This is a genomic window from Brevundimonas sp. (assembly GCF_029945885.1).
GTDB lineage: Bacteria > Pseudomonadota > Alphaproteobacteria > Caulobacterales > Caulobacteraceae > Brevundimonas.
Map to the genome: position 1 here is coordinate 40,584 of NZ_JAQSDK010000001.1, position 21,162 is coordinate 61,745.

Annotated in this window: 21 protein-coding genes; 13 read left to right on the forward strand and 8 right to left on the reverse strand. The window is 67.6% G+C overall.

The window, feature by feature from the left end; translation table 11 throughout:
* Positions 1–105: 105 nt before the first annotated feature.
* From mnmA to PSV00_RS00210, 3 genes are all read left to right on the forward strand, one after another.
* Positions 106–1,257, forward strand: coding sequence for a tRNA 2-thiouridine(34) synthase MnmA (gene mnmA, locus PSV00_RS00200; protein ID WP_300443522.1), 1,152 nt, complete (start codon positions 106–108; stop codon positions 1,255–1,257).
* Positions 1,250–1,825, forward strand: a complete 576-nt coding sequence (locus PSV00_RS00205) for a hemerythrin domain-containing protein (protein WP_300443377.1) — start codon at positions 1,250–1,252, stop codon at positions 1,823–1,825. Before mnmA ends, PSV00_RS00205 begins: the two co-directional genes overlap by 8 nt.
* A 90-nt stretch (positions 1,826–1,915) precedes the next feature.
* The gene (locus PSV00_RS00210) at positions 1,916–3,850 is read left to right on the forward strand and encodes a S9 family peptidase (protein ID WP_300443380.1); all 1,935 of its coding nucleotides are present in this window, start codon (positions 1,916–1,918) and stop codon (positions 3,848–3,850) included.
* 49 nt (positions 3,851–3,899) lie between these two features.
* On the opposite strand, the gene PSV00_RS00215 is transcribed toward PSV00_RS00210, so the two are convergent.
* Positions 3,900–5,048, reverse strand: coding sequence for a zinc-binding dehydrogenase (locus PSV00_RS00215; RefSeq protein WP_300443383.1), 1,149 nt, complete (start codon positions 5,046–5,048; stop codon positions 3,900–3,902).
* Between the two features lie 84 nt (positions 5,049–5,132).
* A complete protein-coding gene (locus tag PSV00_RS00220) occupies positions 5,133–5,624 on the reverse strand; it encodes a helix-turn-helix domain-containing protein (protein ID WP_300443386.1) in 492 nt (163 codons plus the stop codon).
* Positions 5,625–5,825: 201 nt separating this feature from the next.
* On the opposite strand from PSV00_RS00220, the gene PSV00_RS00225 reads away from it, so the two are divergent.
* A complete protein-coding gene (locus PSV00_RS00225; RefSeq protein ID WP_300443389.1) occupies positions 5,826–6,662 on the forward strand; it encodes a thioesterase family protein in 837 nt (278 codons plus the stop codon).
* On the opposite strand, the gene PSV00_RS00230 is transcribed toward PSV00_RS00225, so the two are convergent.
* Positions 6,663–8,207: a CHASE domain-containing protein gene (locus tag PSV00_RS00230; RefSeq protein ID WP_300443392.1), complete on the reverse strand. Its 1,545-nt coding sequence runs from the start codon at positions 8,205–8,207 to the stop codon at positions 6,663–6,665.
* A 154-nt stretch (positions 8,208–8,361) separates the two neighbouring features.
* Between PSV00_RS00230 and PSV00_RS00235 the strand changes: the two genes are divergently transcribed.
* The 3 genes from PSV00_RS00235 to PSV00_RS00245 all read left to right on the forward strand — a co-directional run bounded on the left by PSV00_RS00235 (position 8,362) and on the right by PSV00_RS00245 (position 12,593).
* The gene (locus PSV00_RS00235) at positions 8,362–9,552 is read left to right on the forward strand and encodes an acetyl-CoA C-acyltransferase (protein WP_300443395.1); all 1,191 of its coding nucleotides are present in this window, start codon (positions 8,362–8,364) and stop codon (positions 9,550–9,552) included.
* 153 nt (positions 9,553–9,705) lie between these two features.
* Positions 9,706–12,096 (forward strand): M1 family metallopeptidase, encoded by a 2,391-nt coding sequence (locus PSV00_RS00240; protein WP_300443398.1) that lies wholly within the window; start codon positions 9,706–9,708, stop codon positions 12,094–12,096.
* Positions 12,093–12,593, forward strand: a complete 501-nt coding sequence (locus PSV00_RS00245; protein ID WP_300443401.1) for a DUF6702 family protein — start codon at positions 12,093–12,095, stop codon at positions 12,591–12,593. Before PSV00_RS00240 ends, PSV00_RS00245 begins: the two co-directional genes overlap by 4 nt.
* 233 nt (positions 12,594–12,826) lie before the next feature.
* Here PSV00_RS00245 and PSV00_RS00250 read toward each other — a convergent pair whose 3' ends face one another.
* The 3 genes from PSV00_RS00250 to thiE form a co-directional block, all read right to left on the reverse strand.
* Entirely contained in the window at positions 12,827–13,705 is an 879-nt protein-coding gene (locus PSV00_RS00250; RefSeq protein WP_300443404.1) for a hypothetical protein, read from the reverse strand.
* A 68-nt stretch (positions 13,706–13,773) separates the two neighbouring features.
* Positions 13,774–15,459 (reverse strand): sensor histidine kinase, encoded by a 1,686-nt coding sequence (locus tag PSV00_RS00255; protein ID WP_300443407.1) that lies wholly within the window; start codon positions 15,457–15,459, stop codon positions 13,774–13,776.
* 69 nt (positions 15,460–15,528) lie between these two features.
* Complete coding sequence (gene thiE, locus PSV00_RS00260) at positions 15,529–16,188, reverse strand: thiamine phosphate synthase (protein WP_300443409.1); 660 nt, start codon at positions 16,186–16,188, stop codon at positions 15,529–15,531.
* A gap of 121 nt (positions 16,189–16,309) precedes the next feature.
* On the opposite strand from thiE, the gene PSV00_RS00265 reads away from it, so the two are divergent.
* Both PSV00_RS00265 and bfr read left to right on the forward strand, forming a co-directional pair.
* Positions 16,310–16,495, forward strand: a complete 186-nt coding sequence (locus tag PSV00_RS00265; RefSeq protein WP_300443412.1) for a (2Fe-2S)-binding protein — start codon at positions 16,310–16,312, stop codon at positions 16,493–16,495.
* Positions 16,496–16,508: 13 nt separating this feature from the next.
* Entirely contained in the window at positions 16,509–17,009 is a 501-nt protein-coding gene (gene bfr / locus PSV00_RS00270) for a bacterioferritin (RefSeq protein WP_300443415.1), read from the forward strand.
* 1 nt (position 17,010) lies between these two features.
* Here bfr and PSV00_RS00275 read toward each other — a convergent pair whose 3' ends face one another.
* Positions 17,011–17,736, reverse strand: a complete 726-nt coding sequence (locus PSV00_RS00275; RefSeq protein ID WP_300443418.1) for an ABC transporter permease — start codon at positions 17,734–17,736, stop codon at positions 17,011–17,013.
* On the reverse strand, positions 17,736–18,674 hold the full coding sequence (locus PSV00_RS00280; protein WP_300443421.1) for an ABC transporter ATP-binding protein: 939 nt from the start codon (positions 18,672–18,674) through the stop codon (positions 17,736–17,738). The genes PSV00_RS00275 and PSV00_RS00280 overlap by 1 nt, the downstream gene beginning before the upstream one ends.
* Before the next feature lie 92 nt (positions 18,675–18,766).
* On the opposite strand from PSV00_RS00280, the gene PSV00_RS00285 reads away from it, so the two are divergent.
* The 4 genes from PSV00_RS00285 to PSV00_RS00300 all read left to right on the forward strand — a co-directional run bounded on the left by PSV00_RS00285 (position 18,767) and on the right by PSV00_RS00300 (position 21,120).
* Positions 18,767–19,267, forward strand: coding sequence for a DUF2975 domain-containing protein (locus PSV00_RS00285; RefSeq protein ID WP_300443424.1), 501 nt, complete (start codon positions 18,767–18,769; stop codon positions 19,265–19,267).
* Entirely contained in the window at positions 19,267–19,509 is a 243-nt protein-coding gene (locus tag PSV00_RS00290) for a helix-turn-helix transcriptional regulator (RefSeq protein ID WP_300443426.1), read from the forward strand. Before PSV00_RS00285 ends, PSV00_RS00290 begins: the two co-directional genes overlap by 1 nt.
* A 97-nt stretch (positions 19,510–19,606) precedes the next feature.
* Positions 19,607–20,173 (forward strand): elongation factor P, encoded by a 567-nt coding sequence (gene efp, locus PSV00_RS00295; RefSeq protein WP_300443430.1) that lies wholly within the window; start codon positions 19,607–19,609, stop codon positions 20,171–20,173.
* A 140-nt stretch (positions 20,174–20,313) separates the two neighbouring features.
* Positions 20,314–21,120 carry an inositol monophosphatase family protein gene (locus PSV00_RS00300; protein ID WP_300443433.1) on the forward strand — a complete coding sequence of 269 codons (807 nt, stop codon included), beginning with the start codon at positions 20,314–20,316 and terminating at the stop codon, positions 21,118–21,120.
* The last annotated feature ends 42 nt before the right edge of the window (positions 21,121–21,162 follow it).

The window sequence follows — 21,162 nt, forward strand, 5'->3', positions numbered from 1 at the left end:
GCCGGTTCACAGCCCGGCCTCGAATTCGCACCGCTTTCCCCCTAAATGGGGCCCATGACTTTGCTTGAGCCCGCCTGCCCGATCCCGACCTTCGCCCCCGCCGACATGGACGGGGCGATCGCGGCCGCGCGCGCGGCCGTCGGCCTGCCGGTCGGTGCCCGCGTCGTCGCGGCGATGTCGGGCGGCGTCGACTCCACCGTTGTCGCGGCCCTGCTGCACAAGGCGGGCTATGACGTGGTCGGCGTCACCCTGCAGCTCTACGACCACGGGGCGGCCCTGAAGAAGAAGGGGGCCTGCTGCGCCGGCCAGGACATTCACGACGCCCGTCTGGCGGCCGAGAGCCTCGGCATCCCCCACTATGTGCTGGATTACGAAAGCCGCTTCCGCGACGCCGTGATCGACCAGTTCGCCGACTCCTATCTGCGCGGCCAGACGCCAGTGCCCTGCATCCGCTGCAATCAGACGGTCAAATTCCGCGACCTGCTCGATGTCGCCCGCGACCTCGGGGCCGAGGCCATGGCCACCGGCCACTATGTGCGCCGCGCGGTCGGCCCGGGCGGCTACGCCCAGATGCGCAAGGCCATCGACCATTCGCGTGACCAGTCCTATTTCCTGTTCGCCACCACACCAGCCCAGCTCGACTATCTGCGCTTCCCCCTCGCCGATCTCGAAAAACCCCAGGTACGCGGCGTCGCCGCCGAACTGGGCCTGAAGATCGCGGCCAAGCCGGACAGCCAGGACATCTGTTTCGTGCCCTCGGGCGACTATCGCACCCTGATCGACCGCCTGCGCCCCCAGGGCCGCGAGGCCGGCGAGATCGTGCATATGGACGGCCGGGTGCTGGGCAGCCACGCCGGTATCACCGACTATACGATCGGCCAGCGCCGCGGCCTGAACGTCGCCGTGGGTGAACCCCTGTTCGTGACAAAGCTGGATCCCGACAACCGCCGCGTCATCGTCGGCCCGCGCGAAGCCCTGCTGACCGCCGCCCTGACGCTGGACGAGACCAACTGGCTGGGCGACGAGCCAACGATCGAGGCCGCCGCCGAGGCCGGGGCCCCGGTCCTGGCCCGGGTGCGCTCGACCCGTCCGCCGTCCCCGGCGCGACTGGCCCTGGTCGACGGTGTGATTTCGGTCCTCTTTGCCGAGGGCGAGGAAGGCGTGGCCCCCGGACAGGCCTGCGCCCTCTATGATCCGGCCGATCCCGATCGCCTGCTGGGTGGCGGCTTCATCCAGACCACCACCGCCGTTGTCTGAGGCAGCCGGTCCGACGCTGGCCAACCGCACCGGCCTGCCGACTGACCTTCTGTATCTGCGTGATGCCTTCCCACGCGACCGCTGGACCACGGCCCTGCACCCGACGGCGGCCCACTGGCTGCAGATGCACGCCGGGTTCCGCAATCATCAGGCCCATATGACCACTCTGGCGGGACAGTGGCGCGACCGAACGGTCGACCTCAACAGCCTGCACCAGGCCCTGATTCCGGCCCTGCAGGCCTTCCTCCAGCATCTGGACGGTCATCACCGGATCGAGACCGGCCACTATTTTCCGGCCATGCGAGCGGTTGAGCCGCGCATCGTACCCGGCCTCGACCTGCTGGACCGCGACCACAACGCCATCCACGCCCATCTGGAAACCCTGTTCCAGGCCGGTATGGGCTTCCACCAGGCGATCAGCGGCGGCGCGTCCGACGCTGCTGACCACGCCGACCGGCTGGCGGACGTCCTCGACGTCATCGCCCCGCCCCTGCTGCGCCACCTCGACGACGAGGAGGACATCGTCATCCCCCTGATCGCCCTGCGCGGTGATCCACTGGCCGGCTGACCCCCACCGAACATTAAATTGCCGACAGGTCGCATCCGTTGTGATGGGATGACGCCTCATCCATGGACATTCATCCAGCAAGGATCCGCCATGCGCCCGACCGTCTGCCTCGTCTCCGTCCTCGCCCTCATGGCCGCCGCTCCCGGGGTCCTGGCCCAGACTCCCGCGCCGACCGCCGTTTCCGCCGACGCCGCGACCCTTCGCACTTATACGGCCGCCGAATTCTACCAGACCCGGAACTACGGCATGTCCAGTCCCGCAGGATTGGGCTTCTCCGCGGACGGCCAGTCGATCCTGATCAGCAGCGACGAGACGGGGGTATTCAACGCCTGGGCCCTGTCGGTCGCCGGCGGCACTCCCGTACCGCTCAGCACATCAACGACCGTGGCCACGAGGGGCCTGAGCTATTTCCCCGGCGACGACCGCGTCCTGCTGGCGGCCGACAGCGGCGGCGGCGGCAGCGAACTGACCCACGTCTATGTCCGGGAGCTGGACGGGACTGTCCGCGACCTGACCCCGGGCGAAAACGTCAAGGCCGACCTGCTGGGCTGGAGCGCCGCGCGCGATGTCTTCTACGTGACGTCCAACCTCCGCGACCCGGAGGTTTTTGACCTCTACGCCTATGATGCCGACACCTATGAAAGCCGGCTGGTGTTTCAGAACCCCGGCATGTTCATCGCCGACATCTCGCCGGACGGGCGCTGGCTGGCCATCGACAAGCCCAACACCAGCGCCGACAGCGATGTCTATCTGGTCGACCTTCAGGGCGACGGTGAGCCGCGCCTGATCACGGCCCATGAGGGCGCTGTCGCCCACGGCACCTATGCCTTCAGCCCCGACAGCCGCCAGCTGATCTATGGCACGGACGAACATGGCGAGTTCAACCAGGCCTGGACCCATGACCTGACGACCGGGGCCAAGGCTCCGCTCATCCAGGCAGACTGGGACGTGCAGTTCGTCAGCTGGTCGCCGTCGGGACGCTATCGGGTCTCGGCGCTGAACGCGGACGCCTCGACCGAACTGACGCTGCTTGATACCCGCACGGGCCAGCCGGTCCGTCTTTCCGGCCTGCCGGCCGGCAACCTCGGCCAGGTGCGTTTCAACGCCGACGAGACCCGCATCGCCTTCACCGTCTCATCCGATACATCGCCGAACGACGTCTACACCGCCGATCTGACGACAGGGCAGGCCCGGCGACTGGTGACGGCCCTCAACCCTGACATCAACGAGGCCGATCTGGTCGAGGCAAGCATCGTCCGCTACGCCGCCTCCGACGGAACCATCATCCCGGGCGTCCTCTACCGACCGCGCGGGGCCTCCGCGGCCAATCCAGGCCCGGCGATCGTGCTGGTTCATGGCGGTCCGGGCGGCCAGAGCACCCGCGGCTACTCGCCGATGATCCAGCATCTGGTGAACCATGGCTATACCGTGCTGGCGGCCAACAACCGGGGCTCGTCCGGCTATGGCAAGACCTTCTTCCACATGGACGACCGCGCCCACGGCGAGTCCGACCTGCAGGACATTGTCGACGCCGGACAGTGGCTGCGCGACCAGGACTGGGTGGCCGACGACCAGGTGGCGGTGATGGGCGGTTCCTACGGAGGATACATGACCGCTGCGGCCCTGGCCTTCCATCCCGAGGCCTTCGAGGCCGGTGTCAACATCTTCGGCGTCACCAACTGGGTGCGCACGCTGGAATCCATTCCGGCCTGGTGGGGTCCGCAGCGCGATGCCCTCTTCGACGAGATGGGCGATCCGGCGACCGATGCCGAACGTCACCGCCGGATCTCGCCGCTGTTCCACGCCGCCAATATCCGCCGCCCGATGCTGGTGGTCCAGGGGGCCAATGACCCGCGGGTCCTGCAGGTCGAGAGTGACGAACTGGTCGCTGCCGTCCGCGCCAACAGCGTGCCCGTGGAATACGTCCTGTTCCCGGACGAGGGCCACGGCTTCCAGCGCCGCGACAACCGCATCACGGCCCAGGAGGCCTATCTGACCTTCCTCGACCGCTACGTGCGCAAATAGGCATCAGGCCGACCGGGCAGCTACGGGCTGCCCGGTCGTTCCGCGTTCCTCAGCCGGCGTCGAGGCTCGGGTTGATCAGGTATTTCTCGCCGGTGGCCCGCTTGTTGTAGCGGGCGATGATCTCGGGGTTCAGCGTGTCGGCCAGCGAGATTTCCGCCACATAGTGGCTGGCGAAGGTGGTCTTCAGCTCGGCGGCGACGCGCTGGCGCAGGGCCTGGGCCCGCTCCCCGCCAATCCGCGCCAGGCAGGGCGGCAGAAGCCAGCCGCCGACGCCCCAGCTCATGCCGAAGGCGCGGTTCAGAACCGTCGGTCCGGTGTCCAGCATCCCGTAGATATAGACCTGTTTGTGCACGGTGGAGCCGTAGCGGCTGTAGGTCGTGGCCGTCTTGTTGGCCGCCACCTCCATCGCCGTCAGGATCTGGCCGGCCAGGGTGCCGCCGCCGATGGCGTCAAAGGCCAGGGTCGCCCCGGTCTCGACCAGGGCCGCGATCAGATCGGCCATGAAGGTCGGGCTGGTCGAGTCACAGATGTGCTTCGCGCCGAGGCCGCGCAGGATCTCGGCCTGGGCCTCGCTGCGCACGATATTGACCAGTTCGATGCGATCGGCCTGGCAGACCTTGTTCAGCATCTGGCCGAGGTTCGACGCCGCCGCCGTATGCACAAGGGCCGTATGCCCTTCCAGCCGCATGGTCTCGACCATGCACAGGCTGGTCAGCGGATTGACGAAGCAGGACGCCCCCTCGGCAGCCGTCGTATCGGCCGGCAGCGGCAGGCAGGTATTGGCACCCACCGTGCGGTACTGGCCGAACATCGAGCCGCCGAACAGGGCGACGGTCCGGCCCATCAGGCCCTGGGCCGCTTCCGAACTGCCGGCGGCGATCACCGTACCCGCGCCCTCATTGCCGACGGTCATCGACTCATCAAGGCGCCCGCCCATGGCCCGCATGCCCGCGGCCGGGATCTGGGCCGTGGTCACCGGATTGCCGGCCGGGCCCGACATCGTCGCCGTGCTCATGTCAGCCGCCCCGACCAGCAGGGCCAGGTCGGAGGGGTTGATCGGAGCCGCCTCGATTCGGACCACCACCTCGTCCGGTCCCGGAGCAACGACCTCGACCCTGGCGAGCGACAGTTCCAGCTCACCGGATTTGCGGACGAGGCTGCGCAGCTGAAGGCCGTGGGTCGGGACGGAATTGGTCATGGAAGCTCCTTGGCCGGGACAAACCGGCAGGGTGGTCGGGATGATGAAACCGGCCGGAACCGGTCAGGCGTGATCAGGTCGTGATCAGGCGGCGTCTTCACGGGGCATGACGTCACCCACGGTGGCGCAGTTCTCGACCCGGGTCAGGATGACGTCGCGCGGTTTGACGATTTCGCCGCAGCAGCCGCAGGCGATCTTGGGGTCCAGCGACTGGCCGCAAGCCTTGTGAATCATGTCGATGCCGGAGTCGGTGTCACCATAGACGTGTTTGTTGCCCCAGGCGTGCAGGGTCACCAGTACGGCGTAGAGATCCTTGCCGCGCGCGGTCAGCACATACTCATTACGCGGCGGGCGTTCGGAATAGAGTTTCGGCTCCAGCACCCCGTGCTGGACCAGGGTCTTGAGCCGCGAGGCCAGAACGTTGCGGGCCACGCCCAGCCGCTCCTGCCACTGTTCGAAACGGCTGACGCCCTGGAAGGCGTCGCGGATCACCAGCAGCGTCCACGGATCGCCGATCACCTCCAGCGTCGCGGCGATGGAACAGCTCTGTCGGGAATAGTCTGCGGTACGGCCCATGGCGTGAAAGTGACCCCGCGTCATCCTTTTGGCAAGAGGGTTGCCAATCTAAACCCACTAAGTCAGTATCTTTTGGCTACGGACTCGCTTTCGCTGTTCCGACATCGACGGCGTTTCCTGTATCCCTCGACTTCGGGCGGAAGCCTGCCGGTCCGGCACCGGCCTTCCGCCCGCCTTTCGTTCACCCGGCCCGCGGATCCCATGACCGACCAGACCCTGACCCAGGCCCTGACCCTGACCCCCGATGGCGACAAGGGTCTGATCGCGCAGCTCAGCGGGGCCTTCTCCAATGCGCCCCAGGCGATGCCGCCGGAAAAGGGCGCGCCGTTCGGCGGCCTGATGGCGGCCCTGGCCGGGACCGCGGCACGACAGGGGCTCGACCTCGAGACCCCCCTGCGCAGCCTGACCGTCCAGTATCTGGCCGCGGCCCGGTTCGCGCCCGTCACCTTCGTGCCGACCCTGCTGCGGGGCGGGCGCAATATCGCCTATGCGATGGTCGCCGCCGGCCAGCCGGATCGCCCGGCCCTGCAGGCCCTGGCCACCTTCGGGCGTGACGTTCCCGGCCCGGAACTGGTCCCGCTTGTCGCCGCCGCGGTCCCGCTCGACCAGATCGAGACCACCCCGCTGGACGCCCGGTTCGGCCCCTGGTTTTCCCGTCATGTCGAGCACCGGTTCGAGTCCGGTCCGCGCCTGTTCGGCCAGAACCCGCCGGAGGCTCCGGTCCTGCGGCTCTGGATGCGCACCCGCGACGGCCGTCCGCTGGACGAGGCCCGGCTGCTGTTCCTGCTGGACGGGATCTATCCGACCTACTGGACTGCCCTGCCCGCCCCGCCGGTCATCTCGGCCAGCGTTGACCTGCGGGCCGACCTGTTCGGCGACCTGACGCCGGACACCTCGCCGGACGGCTGGGCCTTTTTTGAGTTCCGCACGATGGATGTGGGCGGCGGCTGGGCGGTCGAGGACGGGATCGCCTACGCCCCCGACGGCCGACCCCTGGCCCTGGTGCGACAGCGGCGCAAATTGATGCCGGCGCGCTGATCACCCGGCGATAGAAAAGACCACGGATACCCGCACGCCGGGCGACAGCGGCTCGACCAAAAGTTCACCGGCGAGCTTGGTCACCATGGCATGGACGACCTTCATCCCCAGCCCCGACCCCTTGGCCTTGGTCGCCGGATCGAAACCGGCCCCGTCGTCCTCGACCTCGAGCCACAATGTCTGATCCTCGCGGCGAAGGCGCACCCGGATGTCACCCGGGTGGTCGGGCGGATAGGCATATTTGGCGGCATTGCTGACCAGTTCGACCAGCACCACCCCGACCGAGATCGCGCGGTCCGTATCGGTACGGACCTCAACCGCCTCTACCTCCAGCCGACGGCCGCCCGCCTCAAAGGCATCGGCCAGACCCTCGGTGAGGGTCTCGATATAGGCCTTGAGCTCGACCCCATCGACGGAGTCATCCGTGTAGAGCCGCTGGTGCACACGGGACACGGCCAGAATTCGCGCCCGGGTCGCGACCAGTGCCGCCCTCGCCTTGGGATCCGTCACCGCCTGGGCTTGCAGATAGACGAAAGAGGCGACCAGTTGCAGGCTGTTGGCCGCGCGATGGTTCACCTCCTTCAGCAACAGGTCCGAGCGCGTCCTGGCCCGTTGGGCCGCTTCCAGCAGGCGATCCTGCCAGTGCCACGCCAGGCTCAGCAGGGCGGTGAGGAACAGCCCGATCATCAGGATCGCGATCGGCACTCCGCTCTGACCCAGCCCTCTGGGCGCGGACATTTCCAGCCGCCAGGTCTGACCGCCGAAACTGACCTCCCGAACGGTCGAAAACCCGGCCCCCGCGGGCGATACCGGCCGGGCAGGCCACAGCACGGTTCCATCGGCTCCGCCCTCCCGGACGGTAACGTTCCGGATCTCCGGACCGGCTTCTGCAGCGAAAACCCCGTCGAAGAAATCCCGGGCCCGGAACGGCGCATAGATCCATCCCTGGAAGACTCCGTCGGCGCGGGATAGCGGCAGATAGACCAGGAAACCGGGCTGCCTGTCCGTATCCATCTCCTGAACCAGGGTCACGGCCGAAGTGCTGGCGGGAACGTCCAGTGTCCGCGCGCGTCGCATGGCCTCGCGACGGATTGGCTCCGAGTACATATCATACCCCAGCGCCGCCAGGTTGCGCCGGTCCAGCGGCTGCAGAAAAACGATGGCACTCTCGCCACTGGCCGTGTCCGGCCATAGCCGGGTCCCGACGGGCAGATCACGCCGGACCTCCGCCCGGGCACCGGGACTGTCGAGCCAGGCCGCATACCCGATGCCCTGTACGCCCGGATATCGCTCGATCAGGTCCAGTGACGCGATGAAATTCTGAAACTCAACGGGTGTGACCTCATCGCTGGCAGCAAACAGTCCCACGGTCGCACGAAGCAGGGCGACATAGGTGTCGAACCGCCCCTCAACCGCAGACTGGACGCCGTCAGCCTGGCGTTCGAAACCTTCATTCTGCCGGCCGAAAGCAACGCGTTCCGCCCAGACGGCCACGACCAGGGTCAGGGCGATACCGAGCAGCGCCACCCACACGGCCTGCGTCATTCGAATTTTTCGCACGCCTGACGCCACTTGCGATGCTCTCCCTGACTCCTAAGTCTACAGCACCATTAAAAGAAACCCGCACCACAATCCGCGTCGCTTGCCGGAGCGTGGGCCAGGCGCTACGCCGCAGCGGTCCGCATCGTCAGGAGCCCCCATGCCCACGCCCACCGATCCCGTCGTCATCTGCGCCTTTGCCCGCACGCCGATGGGGGCCTTCCAGGGGGCCCTGTCCGGGGTCAAGGCCACCGACCTGGGCGCGGCTGCGGTCAGGGCGGCGGTCGAACGGGCCGGAATCGACCCGGCGAAGATCGAACAGATCTTCATGGGCTGCGTCCTGCCCGCCGGTCTCGGCCAGGCCCCGGCCCGTCAGGCCGCGATCGGGGCCGGCCTCGGCCTCCATGTCGAGGCCACGACGGTCAACAAGATGTGCGGCTCGGGCATGCAGGCCACGATGATGGCCCATGACGCCCTGCTGGCCGGCACGGCCCGGGTGATCGTCGCCGGCGGCATGGAGTCGATGACCGGTGCCCCCTACGTCATGGCCAAACACCGTGGCGGGGCCCGGATCGGCCACGACGTCATCTCCGACAGCATGTTCCTCGACGGTCTCGAGGACGCTTATGAGCCCGGCAAGCTGATGGGGGCCTTCGCCGAGGACGCCGCCGGCCAGTACCAGTTCACGCGCGAGGCCCAGGACGCCTATGCGATCGAAAGCCTGACCCGCGCCCGCGCCGCCATCGAAAGCGGGGCCTTCAAGGCCGAGATCACCCCGGTCGAGGTCAAGACCCGCAAGGGCAGCGAGACCGTCAGCATCGACGAACAGCCGGGCAAGGCCGACCCGTCCAGGATTCCGACCCTGAAACCCGCCTTCGCCAAGGACGGCACCATCACCGCCGCCAACGCCTCCTCGATCTCGGACGGGGCCGCCGCCCTGGTGATGATGCGCGAGTCGACGGCGAAAACCCTCGGCCTGCCGGTCGTCGCCCGGATCGTCGCCCATGCCGCCCATGCCCATGAGCCGGGCCTGTTCACCACCGCCCCGGTTCCGGCGATGCAGAAGGCCCTGAAGAAGGCCGGCTGGTCGGTCGAGGACGTCGACCTGTGGGAAGTCAACGAGGCCTTCGCCGTCGTGGCCATGATCGCCATGCAGGAACTGAACATCCCGCACGACAAGCTGAACGTGAACGGCGGGGCCACGGCCCTGGGCCATCCGATCGGGGCCTCCGGCGCGCGCATCATCGCCACCCTGCTGTCGGCCCTGCAGGCGAGCGGCGGCAAGAAGGGCATGGCCTCCCTGTGCATCGGCGGTGGTGAAGCCACAGCGATCGCAGTGGAGCTTGTCTGAACCCACCCGCGCCGCGAAGCTGCCCCCGGCAGGGCCGCGGTCAGGGCAGCGTGGCTGGATTACACAGACGTAACGTTCCGCCGCTTGCGCAGGATTCGCCCCCCGTTAAGGTTGCCCCGGGTTTTCAGGTAACAGACGGTGTTTCGGATGCGGATGCGTACAGGACTGGTACTGGCGGTAATGGCCGGCCTGGCGGGCACGACCACGGCCCTGGCGCAACAGAGCGTCGGGCCGGTCGACCAGTCGACCGGCACGTTCGAGGACAAGTTCCGCCAGTTCGAGGGCGAGGACTGGCCCACCCCCACCGACTACCGCAACGCCTCGGGCGCGCCCGGCCACCGCTACTGGCAGCAGCAGGTCGACTACGACATCGACGTGTCGCTGGACGAGACGCGCCGCACCCTGACCGGCACAGAACAGGTCACCTATCTCAACAACTCGCCCGACGCCCTCGGCTATCTGTGGCTGCTGCTGGATCAGCAGAACTACCGCCGCGACTCCCTGGCCGAACGCAGCCGAACCTACACCAATTCCGACACCGTCAGCGTCAGCGAGGTGTTGCGGGTGCAGCGGTTCCAGGACTGGGAAGGCGGCTTCAACGACCTGACGATCACCGGCCCCGACGGCCGGGCCGTGCCCTTCACCATCGTCGATTCCATGCTGCGGCTGGAACTGCCGCAACCGCTGGCGACCGGCGAGGCCTTCACCTTCACGATGAGCTTCACCCTGCCCCTGCCCGAGACCAATGTGGTCGGCGGCCGCAGCGGCTACGAGTGTTTCACCAAACCGGACGAGGACGGCAACTGCATCTTTCTGGCGGCCCAGTGGTTCCCGCGCCTGGCCGTCTATTCCGACTATGAGGGCTGGCACAACGCCCAGTTCCTCGGCTCGGGCGAGTTCACCCTCGAGTTCGGCGACTATGACGTCTCCATCACCGTGCCCGCCGACCACCAGGTCTCGGCCACCGGCGAACTGGCCAATCCGGACATCCTGACCGCCGCCCAGCGCGAGCGCCTGGCCCGGGCCCGCACCGCCGACGCCCCGGTCTATGTCGTTACCCCGGCCGAGGCCGCCGCCGCCGAGGCCCGCCCGGCCCGTTCGGGCACCCGCACCTGGCGTTTCACCGCCGACAATGTGCGCGACTTCGGCTGGGCCAGTTCGCGCAAATTCGTCTGGGACGCGATGGGCGTGGATCAGGACAGCGCCGACCACCCGGTGGTCATGGCCATGTCCTTCTATCCGAAGGAGGCCCGCCCGCTGTGGGACACCTATTCGACCCGGGCCATCGCCCACACCATCGACGTCTACAACCAGTTCGCCATCATCTACCCCTACCCCACGGCCCAGTCGGTCAACGGCCCCGTCGGCGGCATGGAATATCCGATGATCACCTTCAACGGGCCCCGGCCCGTGCGCGGTGACGACGGCCGGCTGACCTATACCGAACGCGCCAAGAACGGCCTGATCGGCGTGGTCATCCACGAGGTCGGCCATTTCTATTTCCCGATGATCGTCAACTCCGACGAACGCCAGTGGACCTGGATGGACGAGGGGCTGAACAGCTTCCTTCAGTACGAGGCGCAAAAGCTCTGGGATCCCGACTTCCCCTCGCGCGGTGAGCCGCGCGACATCGTCGAATACATGGTCTCCGAGGACCAGGTCCCGGTCATGACCCAGTCCGACAGCCTGCTGCAGTTCGGCAACAACGCCTATGCCAAGCCGGCCACCGCCCTGGTGATCCTGCGCGAGACCGTGCTGGGCCGCGACCTGTTCGACCGCGCCTTCCGCGAATATTCGCAGCGCTGGGCCTTCAAACGCCCGACCCCCTATGACTTCTTCCGCACCATGGAGGAGAGTTCGGGTGTCGACCTGGACTGGTTCTGGCGCGGCTGGTTCTATTCGACGGACCACGTCGACATCTCTCTGGACGGTGTCACCGCCGTCCGCCTCGCCCCGGCCGATCCCGAGGCCCGGGCCCGCGCCGACCGTGAGCGTTTCGCCGGCGAACCGGTCCCGACCACCGTGACCGGCAACCGCGGCATCGAGACGGTGATCGAACGCGATCCGGCCGTGCGTGACTTCTACAACGAGACCGATCGCTTCACCGTCACCGCGGCCCAACGCCGCGAGGCCGCCACCGCCGCCGCCCGCGCCGACGCCGACCGCCGCGCCGCCCAGGGCTTCGACGACAACATCTACCGCTTCACCTTCACCAACGTCGGCGGCCTGGTGATGCCGGTGATCCTGAAGCTGACCTACAGCGACGGCTCGGACGAGACGATCCGCATCCCGGCCGAGATCTGGCGTCGCAACAGCCGCCAGGTCGTCTGGCAGCATGTGTCGTCGAAGACCCTGACCGGGGCCGAGATCGACCCCCTGTGGGAGACCGCCGACGCCGACCGCGCCAACAACGCCTATCCGCGCCGCATCGACCAGCAGTCGCTGCGCCTGTCGGGCGAGCGTCCGGCCGGCGAGAACCGCATGCGCGATTCCGACGTCGAGGTCAGCCCGGACTCGACCGCGACCCGGTCCAGCCGCCGATGAAACGCCTGCTGCTGAGCGCCCTTCTGGTCCTGGGTATGGCGACCCCGGCCCTGGCCCATCGCGGCCATGACGGCCTGACCGTCGTCGAGATCGACGGGGTTTCGGGCGCGGTCCGGGTCGAGCACCGCTTCGCCGCTCATGACGTCGAGCCGGCCCTGGTCTCCATCGCCCCCGGGGCCCAGCCCAGTCTCGACGATCCGGCCGCGGTTGCGGCACTCGAGGATCATCTGGCCGCGCGCTTCCGCCTCGACATCGACGGTCGAACCGTGGCGCTGACGCGCACTGCCACTGACCTGGCCGGCGACAATATCCGGATCCGTTTCGCCGGACAGGTTCCGCCTGGGAGCAGCGCGCATCAGATCACGGTCGACCTCGACTTCTTCCCCGGCGTCCACGACGACCAGGAACAGCAGGTCAATATCCGTTCCGCCGGCGTGACCCGCAGCCTGGTCTTCCGGCCCGGCGACGCGGCCCGCAGCGTCCGGCTCCAGCCCTGAACCCGGCGGTCAGCCCGGCCCGGTAGGCCCGGGCTTGAGGTTGCTGACACTCGTGTTGCGCGACGGGCAGGCCGCCGGACCCGCCGGTCGCGGCCGTGCCTCCGGGGCCATCAGCCGGGCAATGGCGCGGCAACCTGTGACCAGAAGGATCATTGACGACTCCCGCAAATGCGAATGAGTCGCAGGATTGCAGGCGGTGGCCGATCCGGCAAGCCCGCAAACGGAACCCCCGCCTAGCGCAGATCCACCGACTGGGCGATCCGCTCGGCCAGGGCCCGGTCAGCCCCCTCCAGGCTGGCGACCCAGACATGGATTTCCCGAGGCGCAGTGGCCCGCTGGAACAGATGCTCCATCGCATGCCGCCCGTCCGCCTCGGTGACGACGACGGAGGCACGACCCGCTACTTCGGCCAACTGGCCGTCATAGATCGGGAATTGCGACGCCGGACCGGCATAGATCATCACGAACGGCGTGGTCCCGCGCCGCACCGAATAGATGGTGAAGTCCGGCCCCGGCCGACCGGTATCGAGATCGAACCCCTCGGGCAGGTCGAGGCGGAACGGCAGGGCCGCACGGGCCGTCGCGTCCAGCGGACGATAGGCCGGGCCCACCGGTTCCGGCCTTGCAACGACCGGGGCGACGGGTGCGATCACAGGGACCGTTGCCACCGGAGCCGGTCGCGCTTCCGGCGTCGATGTCGGCGCAGGTGTCCTGACCGGTGCCGGAGCCGGAGCCGGGACGAGCGTCGGTGTCGGCGCAGGGCCCCTGACCGGTGCCGGAGCCGGAGCCGGGACGAGCGTCGGTGTCGGCGCAGGGCCCCTGACCGGTGCCGGTGCCGGAGCCGGGACGAGCGTCGGTGTCGGCGCAGGGCCCCTGACCGGTGCCGGTGCCGGGACTGGCGTCGGGGCGGGTGCCGGGACTGGCGTCGGGACTGGCGTCGGGGCGGGTGTCGGGGCGGGTGTCGGGGCGGGTGTCGGGGCGACGAAGGGCGGGCCGCCGTTCAGCGCCCGGGTCAGGTCGGTGGCTGACGGTGCCTGGGTCAACGGCGGGCTCTGGGCGGCGACCGGCGTGGCGAGCAGCAGCAGGATGGCGGCGGAGCTGGGAATTTTCATATCCGGACCATCGCTCCGGATCGGGGCGATCACAAGACCTCGAGGCCAGCTGGCCGTCCCTGGCCGGATCAGGCCGCGGGCAGTTCGATCCAGAAGGTGGCCCCCTCACCGGTTTGAGAAATCACCCCGATGGTGCCGCCCTGCAGTTCGGTCAGCCGCTTGGCCAGGGCCAGACCGATGCCATGCCCCTCGACCGTGGTTCGCTCGAGCCCCAGCCGGTTGAACGGCTCGAACAACTGCGCCTGTTTATCAGCCGACAGGCCGGGTCCCTTGTCGATGATCTCGATGCGGACGACGTGATCGACCCGGCTGGCCCGGAAGACGATCGACCCGCCCGAGGCTCCGTATTTGACCGCGTTCGAGGCCAGGTTGGCCACCACCTGGGCCAGACGTTGGGAATCGGCCAGGGCCACCAACCCGTCGCCCAGACACACCAGCTCCAGCTTCAGGTCACGGGACTCCGGCCGCAGCGCCACGGCCCGGCGCACATCCTCCATCACCCCACGCACATCGGTGGGGCGCAGCTCGACCTTGACCGCGCCGGACTCGGCCCGGGCCACATCCAGCAGGTCATGGGACAGGGCCTCGACCTGACGCGCGGTCTTGACCAGCATCTCGGCCATCTCGGCCTGGATCGGGGTGATCGGACCCAGTTGCCCGGTCTGCCACAGCTCGCCGATGCCGATGATGCCCCCGACCGGGCTTTTGACCTCATGGGCCACATTGGCCAGCAGCCGTGACTTGGCCTCCGAGGCCCGTTCGGCGCGGGCCTGACCCGCCCGGGCACGATCGGCCAGCCGGTCGCGCTCCTCCAGCAGCGAGGCGACCAGAAGCACGGGCAGATAGCCCAGAAGCACCAGCATCTGCGCCATCAGGGCGCGATCCGCGCCCTGGAAGCGCACGGCATAGGGGCCGAAACCCGCCATACTGCCGCCGACCGCCAGGATGGTGACGATCAGCAGCGCTGCCGTCAGCCCCAGAACCCGCAACCGCACGGCGATGACCAGCAGGATCGGCAGGACGACAAACCCCAGCGGCAGGCTCAGCCGCGAGAAGATGGCGGTGCTGACGGCGGTCAGCAGCGCCAACAGGAGAACCGTCTCCAGCAGTTTCATCGGCCGGGCGATCATCGCCAGATTGCGACGGGTCACGGCCAGGCCGAAGGCACCGATGACGGCGATTCCCATCGCGTGTCCCAGCCACCATGTGCCGAACGAATAGGCGAAATCGGCCCCGTTCAGCACACTCAGAAAGGCCGAGGTAAACAGTCCGGCCGGAATCGGGGCCAGGACGGCGGCGCTGAGCAGGAACCGGCCGGTCCCCTCAACGCTGGACAGATTCAGGCTCGGGGCGAACCGCCGGGCCAGCAGAACGGCCCCGACGATCTCGATCATATTGGCCGCGGTGAACATGATCGCCAGCGACGTTGGATTACCGGCGAGGAATTCCCCGACCAGCACCCCGACCGCGATCAGACTGCCGAAACACAGGTCGTACATCGGGCCGCGGGCATTGCGCAGCCAGACCACGACCGCCAGCCCCCCGGCCCCCCAAAGGGCGGCGACCAGACCGGCCGAGCGCGAGAACTCGATGGCCAGCACCACGAGGATAACCACCCCGACGGCGGCGATAACCGGGGCCAGCGGCTCGTTGAAAAAGGCGGCCGCGCTGCTCCGTCCGGCGCGGGCCGTGCGGGCGGCAACCGGCTCCTTTCGGACAGGGTCAGCGGACGGGTCCGCAGGGCTCGCAGTCATCGGGTCAGGTCTCGGCACACCAAATTCAGCCTGTAGCCATGCACAGGCTTCACTAATATCCCCTGAAATTCAGGGATTCACCGTCAGGACGGCGACGATCTCCGCCACGGCCGCTCCCGGTCCCTGCGGATGACTCCAGACCGCGGCGCTGACCGCCACGAAATCCGCCCCCGCCCGCGCCAGGTCTGCGGCATTGGCCGCGGTGATCCCACCGATCGCCACGCAGGGAATCTCGACCGTCTCCTGCCAGATCGTCAGAACCTCCGGTTCGGGACGATGGGTCGTCGCCTTGGTCGCGGTCGGGAAGAAGGCCCCGAAGGCGACATAGTCCGCCCCCGCCTCGGCCGCCTCCATCGCCAGTTCGCGACTGTCGTGACAGGTCACGCCGATCATGGCCTCCGGGCCCATCAACCGGCGAGCCTCGGCCACGGAGGCGTCAGACTGGCCCAGATGGACGCCGTCACAGCCGGAACAGGCCGCCAGGTCCGGTCGATCATTGAGAATCACGGCCACGCCCCGCGCCTGGGCAACCGGTTTCAGCGCCGCCACCGCCGCCAGCACGGTCGCATCATCGGCCTCCTTGAGCCGGATCTGCAGCGCCGCCACCTCGCCGGCGTCCAGCGCCGCCTCCAGATCGCGCGCAAAGGCGTCGAGGTCCGGGATGGCCGGCGGCGTGATCAGATACAGGCGACAGGGCGGACGGGGCGGGATCGGGGGGGTGCGGGCCATGGCTCTCGCTGGGACAATCAGGCGCGCACGTCAACGCCCGGTCAACAATGCGAACGATTTGCAGTCGCTTGTATTGGTGCTATAGAGAACCATTATCAACACCCGACGGGAATCGCCTTCCGTGTATGTCTGCAACTGCAACGGCCTGCGCCAGCGTGACGTCGCCTTCGCCATCGAGGCCGGGGCGACCCGGCCGCGCGAAATCTTCGCCAGCAACCAGTGCGCCGCCCAGTGTGCTAAATGTGTTTGCGAGATGCGGCAGATGATTCAGGACAGCCGACAGGCGTTCGCTCTGGCCGCCGAATAGCAAGGCGAAGACCATGAAGGGCGACCCCGCGATCATTCGCACCCTCAATGCGGTGCTGACCAACGAGCTGACGGCGGTGAACCAGTATTTCCTGCACGCCCGCATGTTCGAGAGCTGGGGTCTGAAACACCTCGGCCAGGTCATCTACGACGAATCGATCGGCGAGATGAAACACGCCGACAAGCTGATCAAGCGGGTGCTGTTCCTCGACGGCCTGCCCAATATGCAGGACCTGCACAAGCTGAAGATCGGCGAGGCCGCGATCGAATGCCTCGGGGCCGACCTGCAGCTGGAACTGGGCGGTCGCAAGACCCTGATCGACGGTATCGCCCAGTGCGAGGCCGGGGCCGACTACATCAGCCGCCAGATCCTGACCGAGATCCTCGCCGACACCGAGGAGCATATCGACTTCCTCGAGGCCCAGTTCAAACTGATCGAACAGCTGGGCGAGCCCAACTATCTGCAGTCCGCCATGACCGAGATCGCCCCCGACCGCAGCGCCACCGGCAACTGATCTACAGCACCTCGCGCCGGCCGAGATGGGCCACCGCCAGGATCAGCACCACCAGCCCCAGACCACCGCCCAGACTCAGGGCGGTGGTCACCCGCCAGCTGTCGGTCGCCAGCATGTTGACCGGCATCTGCCAGGGGAAGAACACGCCCTGTTTCGCCGCCGTGGCCACCACCGAGAAGAAGGTCCCGCCGATCCCAAGCACCAGGGCCGGCACGAAGCTGGCGAACCGCAGGGCGGTCCAGAACTGCAGGGCCACCATCAGCAGACCGGCCAGCCAGACCTTGCCCCACAGCACCAGACTGCCGCCAACATCCAGCGTCCCGGTCGGGGCCAGCGCAGGCTTGATCGCCGCCGCAACCGATACCGCCCCGATGGTGAGGAGCAGATTCAGCAGGCTCATCACCGCCACCAGCCCCAGAACGCAGACCGCCTTGGCTGCATAGATCTGCCAGCGCGGCAACGGCAGGGCCCGCAGATGATCCCAGGACCGCGGCCCGTGCTCCATATTGGCGACCAGGGCCGTCAGGGCGGTCACGCTCATCGGCAACATGAAGAAGGCCCAGATCCCGGTTGAGCCCATCAGCAGACGGTCCCAGGGCTGGGCCTCCGCCCCGCGCAGCATGTTGAAGAAGATGAAAATTCCGATCAAGGACGGGGCGGCCAACGCCAGCACCAGGGCCAGCGACCGGTTCAGCTTGCGCAGTTCAACGGACAGGACGGCCAGCATCAGACGGTCTCCTTGAGACGGGCGGGATCCACGGCCGACACCTGACGATAGATGCCTTCCAGCGAGCGGGCCCGGGGCCCGATGGCGAACACCGCCACCCCGGCCTCCACAAGGGCGCGGTTCAGTCCGGCGCAGGCGCGGTCATGGTCGTCGCCGCGTCGCAGCTGCGCCACCAGTTCCCCGCCCTGTTCCGACAGGGTCAGATCATGACCGCGCAGCACCGCCGCAGCCCGCGCCGCATCATCGACCCGCAGCGCGATTTCAGGAGCCAGGTCGGCCTTCAGCCGCGCCAGCGGCCCCTCCAGCACCAGCCGCCCCTCATGGAGGATGCCGATATGGCTGGCGGTCTGTTCGATCTCGCCCAGCAGATGGCTGGATAGCAGAACGGTCGCCCCGGTGCGCTCCGGCAGGGCCTTCAGGAACCGCCGCATATCGGCGATGCCGTCCGGGTCCAGCCCGTTGGTCGGCTCGTCCAGCACCAGCACCGACGGTGCCCCCAGCAGGGCCCGCGCCAGCCCCAGCCTCTGGCGCATGCCCAGGGAATAGTCCGACACCCGCCGACGGGCGACATCGGTCATCTCGACCACCTCCAGCACCCGGTCGATCTCCGCGGCCGGCAGGCCCAGCAGGGTCCGGGTCAGCGCCAGATTCTCCCGACCGGTCAGATTGCCGTAGAAGCCATGCGCCTCCAGCAGCGCGCCCACCCTCCGCGCCGCGCCGATGCGATCGCGCCGCACATCGATGCCGGTGATCCGGGCCGTCCCGGCGCTGGGTCGGATCAGGCCCAACAGCATCTTCAGCGTCGTCGTCTTCCCTGCCCCATTGCGTCCGAGGAAGCCGTAGACGGCCCTGTCCGGGACCGACATTGACACGGCGTCGACCGCCAGGTGTCGGCCGAAGCGACGGGTCAGACCCTCTGTCTCGATGGCGACCTTCATGATCCAGGCTCGTTTTGTTTAACTCTTAGATAAAGTTGCAAACGACCGGTCTTTAAGTCAAGATTAAAGAAAAGACAGATTTGGAGCGCCGCATGAGCCGGACCGACCTGACCCGTTTCCGCACCATGTGCAGGCAATTCCGCTGGCTGGCCGTCTTCATGGTGGTCAGCGTCGGAGCCCTGCTGTTGCTGATGTATGGGGTGGCCCCCGGTATTCTGATGGCCCGGGGCGACTATGCCGGAACGCCGTCGCTATGGCGGACGGAGGTCATCCGGACCCTGCCCACCCTCTTCTATCTGTTCGCCGTCTGGTCGATCGGCTCGGCCATGGGCCAGCTGGCGAAAGGCCGCCTGATCCAGCCGACCCTGGTCAGCGCCCTGCGCCGGGTTGGCCTGTCGCTGGGGGTCGGCGGCCTGCTCAGCGTCTTCGGCATCACCAACCTGATCCGGATCATCGAGGGGGGACGCGGCGGCTGGGTTTATTTCGATGTTCCGGGCATGACCCTGGGCATGATCGGTGGGGCCCTGTTCCTGCTGGCGGGCGTCGTCGAACAGGCCGGCCACATCCAGGCCGAGCTGGACGAGATGGTCTGATGCCGGTCCGCGTAACCCTCGACGCCCTGATCGTGAAGAAGGGACTGAAGGCCCGGGACCTGGCGGCCGAGATCGGCCTCAGCGAGACCCAGCTGTCGCTGTTCCGTTCGGGCAAGGTCAAGGGCATCCGCTTCAGCACCCTGGCCCGTCTGTGCGCCGCCCTCGGCTGCCGCCCCGGCGACCTGTTGGACTATGACCTGGACCCGGCCGATCTGGCCGTGCCGGACGACGATCCAGGCTGATCCGGGCCGCCACCTTGCCGGATGGCACCGCATCCTCTACGGACTGCGCCCGTTCGCGCGCCGTCGCAGGCTGCGCCCAATTCCTTCCGAGACACCGATGAAAATCAACGGCAACACCATCAAGCCCGGCATGGTCCTGCAGCACAACGGCGGCCTGTGGGTCGTGACCAAGGCCAGCCACGTCAAGCCCGGCAAGGGCGGGGCCTTCGCCAACGTCGAGGCCAAGAACCTCGAGACCGGCAACAAGCTGAACGAACGCTTCCGTTCGGAAGACAAGGTCGAACGCGTCACGCTGGAACAGAAGGAGTTCTCCTATCTGTACGAGCAGGGCGACGCCCTCGTGTTCATGGACGACACGAACTACGAGCAGATCGAACTGCAGAAGGACTGGGTCGGCGAGGATCGCATCGCCTATCTGCAGGACGGCATGAAGGTGACGATCGAGATGCACGAGGATCGGCCCATCGGCCTGTCCCTGCCCGACCAGGTCAATCTGGAAGTCGTCGAGACCGAACCCACGGTGAAGGGCCAGACCGCCTCGTCCTCCTACAAGCCGGCCATCGCCAACAATGGCGTGCGCATCATGATCCCGCCCTATATGGGCGTGGGCGAGAAGATCATCGTCGACACCGCGACCGGCGAATACGTCCGCCGCGCTGACTAGGGCTTGGAAATTAGGGCTTAGGGCTTAGAACCGCCTGCTTCCTAAGCCCTAAGCCCTAAGCCCTAATCCCTACCCCTTGAACTTCTCCGCACCTCCGGGCAACACGCCTTTTCAGGAGCTGCGGACCAGGAGATTCCCCCATGGCTCTCGCCTCCGCCCTCGTTTCCGTCATGCTGGACGCGGTCCGCAAGACCGCCCGCCCGATGCTGCGCGATTTCGGCGAGGTCTCGCAGTTGCAGATCTCGCGCAAGGGCCCCGGTGATTTCGTCACCGCCGCCGACATCAAGGCCGAGGACACCCTCTACGAACTGCTGATGAAGGCCCGCCCCGGCTACGGCTTCCTGGGTGAGGAACGCGGCATGATGGACGGCACCGACAAGAGCCATACCTGGGTTGTCGATCCGATCGACGGCACCACCAATTTCATGCACGCCATCCCCCATTTCGCCATCACGGTCGGGCTGGAGCGGCGCGCGCCGGACGGCACCTCAGAGATCGTCGCCGGCGTCACCTACAACCCCGTCGCCAACGAGCTGTTCTGGGCCGAAAAGGGCAAGGGCTGCTATCTGAACGACCAGCGTATCCGCTGTTCGGGCCGTCGCGACATGAGCGAAAGCCTGATCGCCACCGGCCTGCCCTTCATCGGCAAGACGGGCCACGCCCAGTCGATCAAGGACATCCACGCGGTCGGCCAGCGCGTCGCCGGCATCCGCCGCCTCGGCTCCTCGGCGCTGGACCTGGCCTGGGTCGCCGCCGGACGGTTCGACGCCTATTATGAGCGCAACCTGCAGCGCTGGGACGTGGCCGCCGGCATCCTGTTCGTCACCGAGGCGGGCGGCATCGTCTCGTCCATCGACATCGACGGTGACCCGATGAACGGCAAACAGATCATCGCCTCCAACAGCGAGATCCATCCGCAGCTGCGCAAGATCCTCCAGGCGACCTGATCCCGGCGCAAACGACGGTCATCACACCGTCGTCCAGAACCT

Bases quoted from the DNA above. Each gene is read 5' to 3' on its own strand.
- mnmA (WP_300443522.1), top strand. From the start codon at position 106: ATGGACGGGGCGATCGCGGCCGCGCGCGCGGCCGTCGGCCTGCCGGTC.
- PSV00_RS00210 (WP_300443380.1), top strand. From the start codon at position 1,916: ATGCGCCCGACCGTCTGCCTCGTCTCCGTCCTCGCCCTCATGGCCGCC.
- PSV00_RS00215 (WP_300443383.1), bottom strand. From the start codon at position 5,048: ATGACCAATTCCGTCCCGACCCACGGCCTTCAGCTGCGCAGCCTCGTC.
- PSV00_RS00220 (WP_300443386.1), bottom strand. From the start codon at position 5,624: ATGGGCCGTACCGCAGACTATTCCCGACAGAGCTGTTCCATCGCCGCG.
- PSV00_RS00225 (WP_300443389.1), top strand. From the start codon at position 5,826: ATGACCGACCAGACCCTGACCCAGGCCCTGACCCTGACCCCCGATGGC.
- PSV00_RS00230 (WP_300443392.1), bottom strand. From the start codon at position 8,207: ATGACGCAGGCCGTGTGGGTGGCGCTGCTCGGTATCGCCCTGACCCTG.
- PSV00_RS00235 (WP_300443395.1), top strand. From the start codon at position 8,362: ATGCCCACGCCCACCGATCCCGTCGTCATCTGCGCCTTTGCCCGCACG.
- PSV00_RS00240 (WP_300443398.1), top strand. From the start codon at position 9,706: ATGCGTACAGGACTGGTACTGGCGGTAATGGCCGGCCTGGCGGGCACG.
- PSV00_RS00245 (WP_300443401.1), top strand. From the start codon at position 12,093: ATGAAACGCCTGCTGCTGAGCGCCCTTCTGGTCCTGGGTATGGCGACC.
- PSV00_RS00250 (WP_300443404.1), bottom strand. From the start codon at position 13,705: ATGAAAATTCCCAGCTCCGCCGCCATCCTGCTGCTGCTCGCCACGCCG.
- PSV00_RS00255 (WP_300443407.1), bottom strand. From the start codon at position 15,459: ATGACTGCGAGCCCTGCGGACCCGTCCGCTGACCCTGTCCGAAAGGAG.
- thiE (WP_300443409.1), bottom strand. From the start codon at position 16,188: ATGGCCCGCACCCCCCCGATCCCGCCCCGTCCGCCCTGTCGCCTGTAT.
- bfr (WP_300443415.1), top strand. From the start codon at position 16,509: ATGAAGGGCGACCCCGCGATCATTCGCACCCTCAATGCGGTGCTGACC.
- PSV00_RS00275 (WP_300443418.1), bottom strand. From the start codon at position 17,736: ATGCTGGCCGTCCTGTCCGTTGAACTGCGCAAGCTGAACCGGTCGCTG.
- PSV00_RS00280 (WP_300443421.1), bottom strand. From the start codon at position 18,674: ATGAAGGTCGCCATCGAGACAGAGGGTCTGACCCGTCGCTTCGGCCGA.
- PSV00_RS00285 (WP_300443424.1), top strand. From the start codon at position 18,767: ATGAGCCGGACCGACCTGACCCGTTTCCGCACCATGTGCAGGCAATTC.
- PSV00_RS00290 (WP_300443426.1), top strand. From the start codon at position 19,267: ATGCCGGTCCGCGTAACCCTCGACGCCCTGATCGTGAAGAAGGGACTG.
- efp (WP_300443430.1), top strand. From the start codon at position 19,607: ATGAAAATCAACGGCAACACCATCAAGCCCGGCATGGTCCTGCAGCAC.
- PSV00_RS00300 (WP_300443433.1), top strand. From the start codon at position 20,314: ATGGCTCTCGCCTCCGCCCTCGTTTCCGTCATGCTGGACGCGGTCCGC.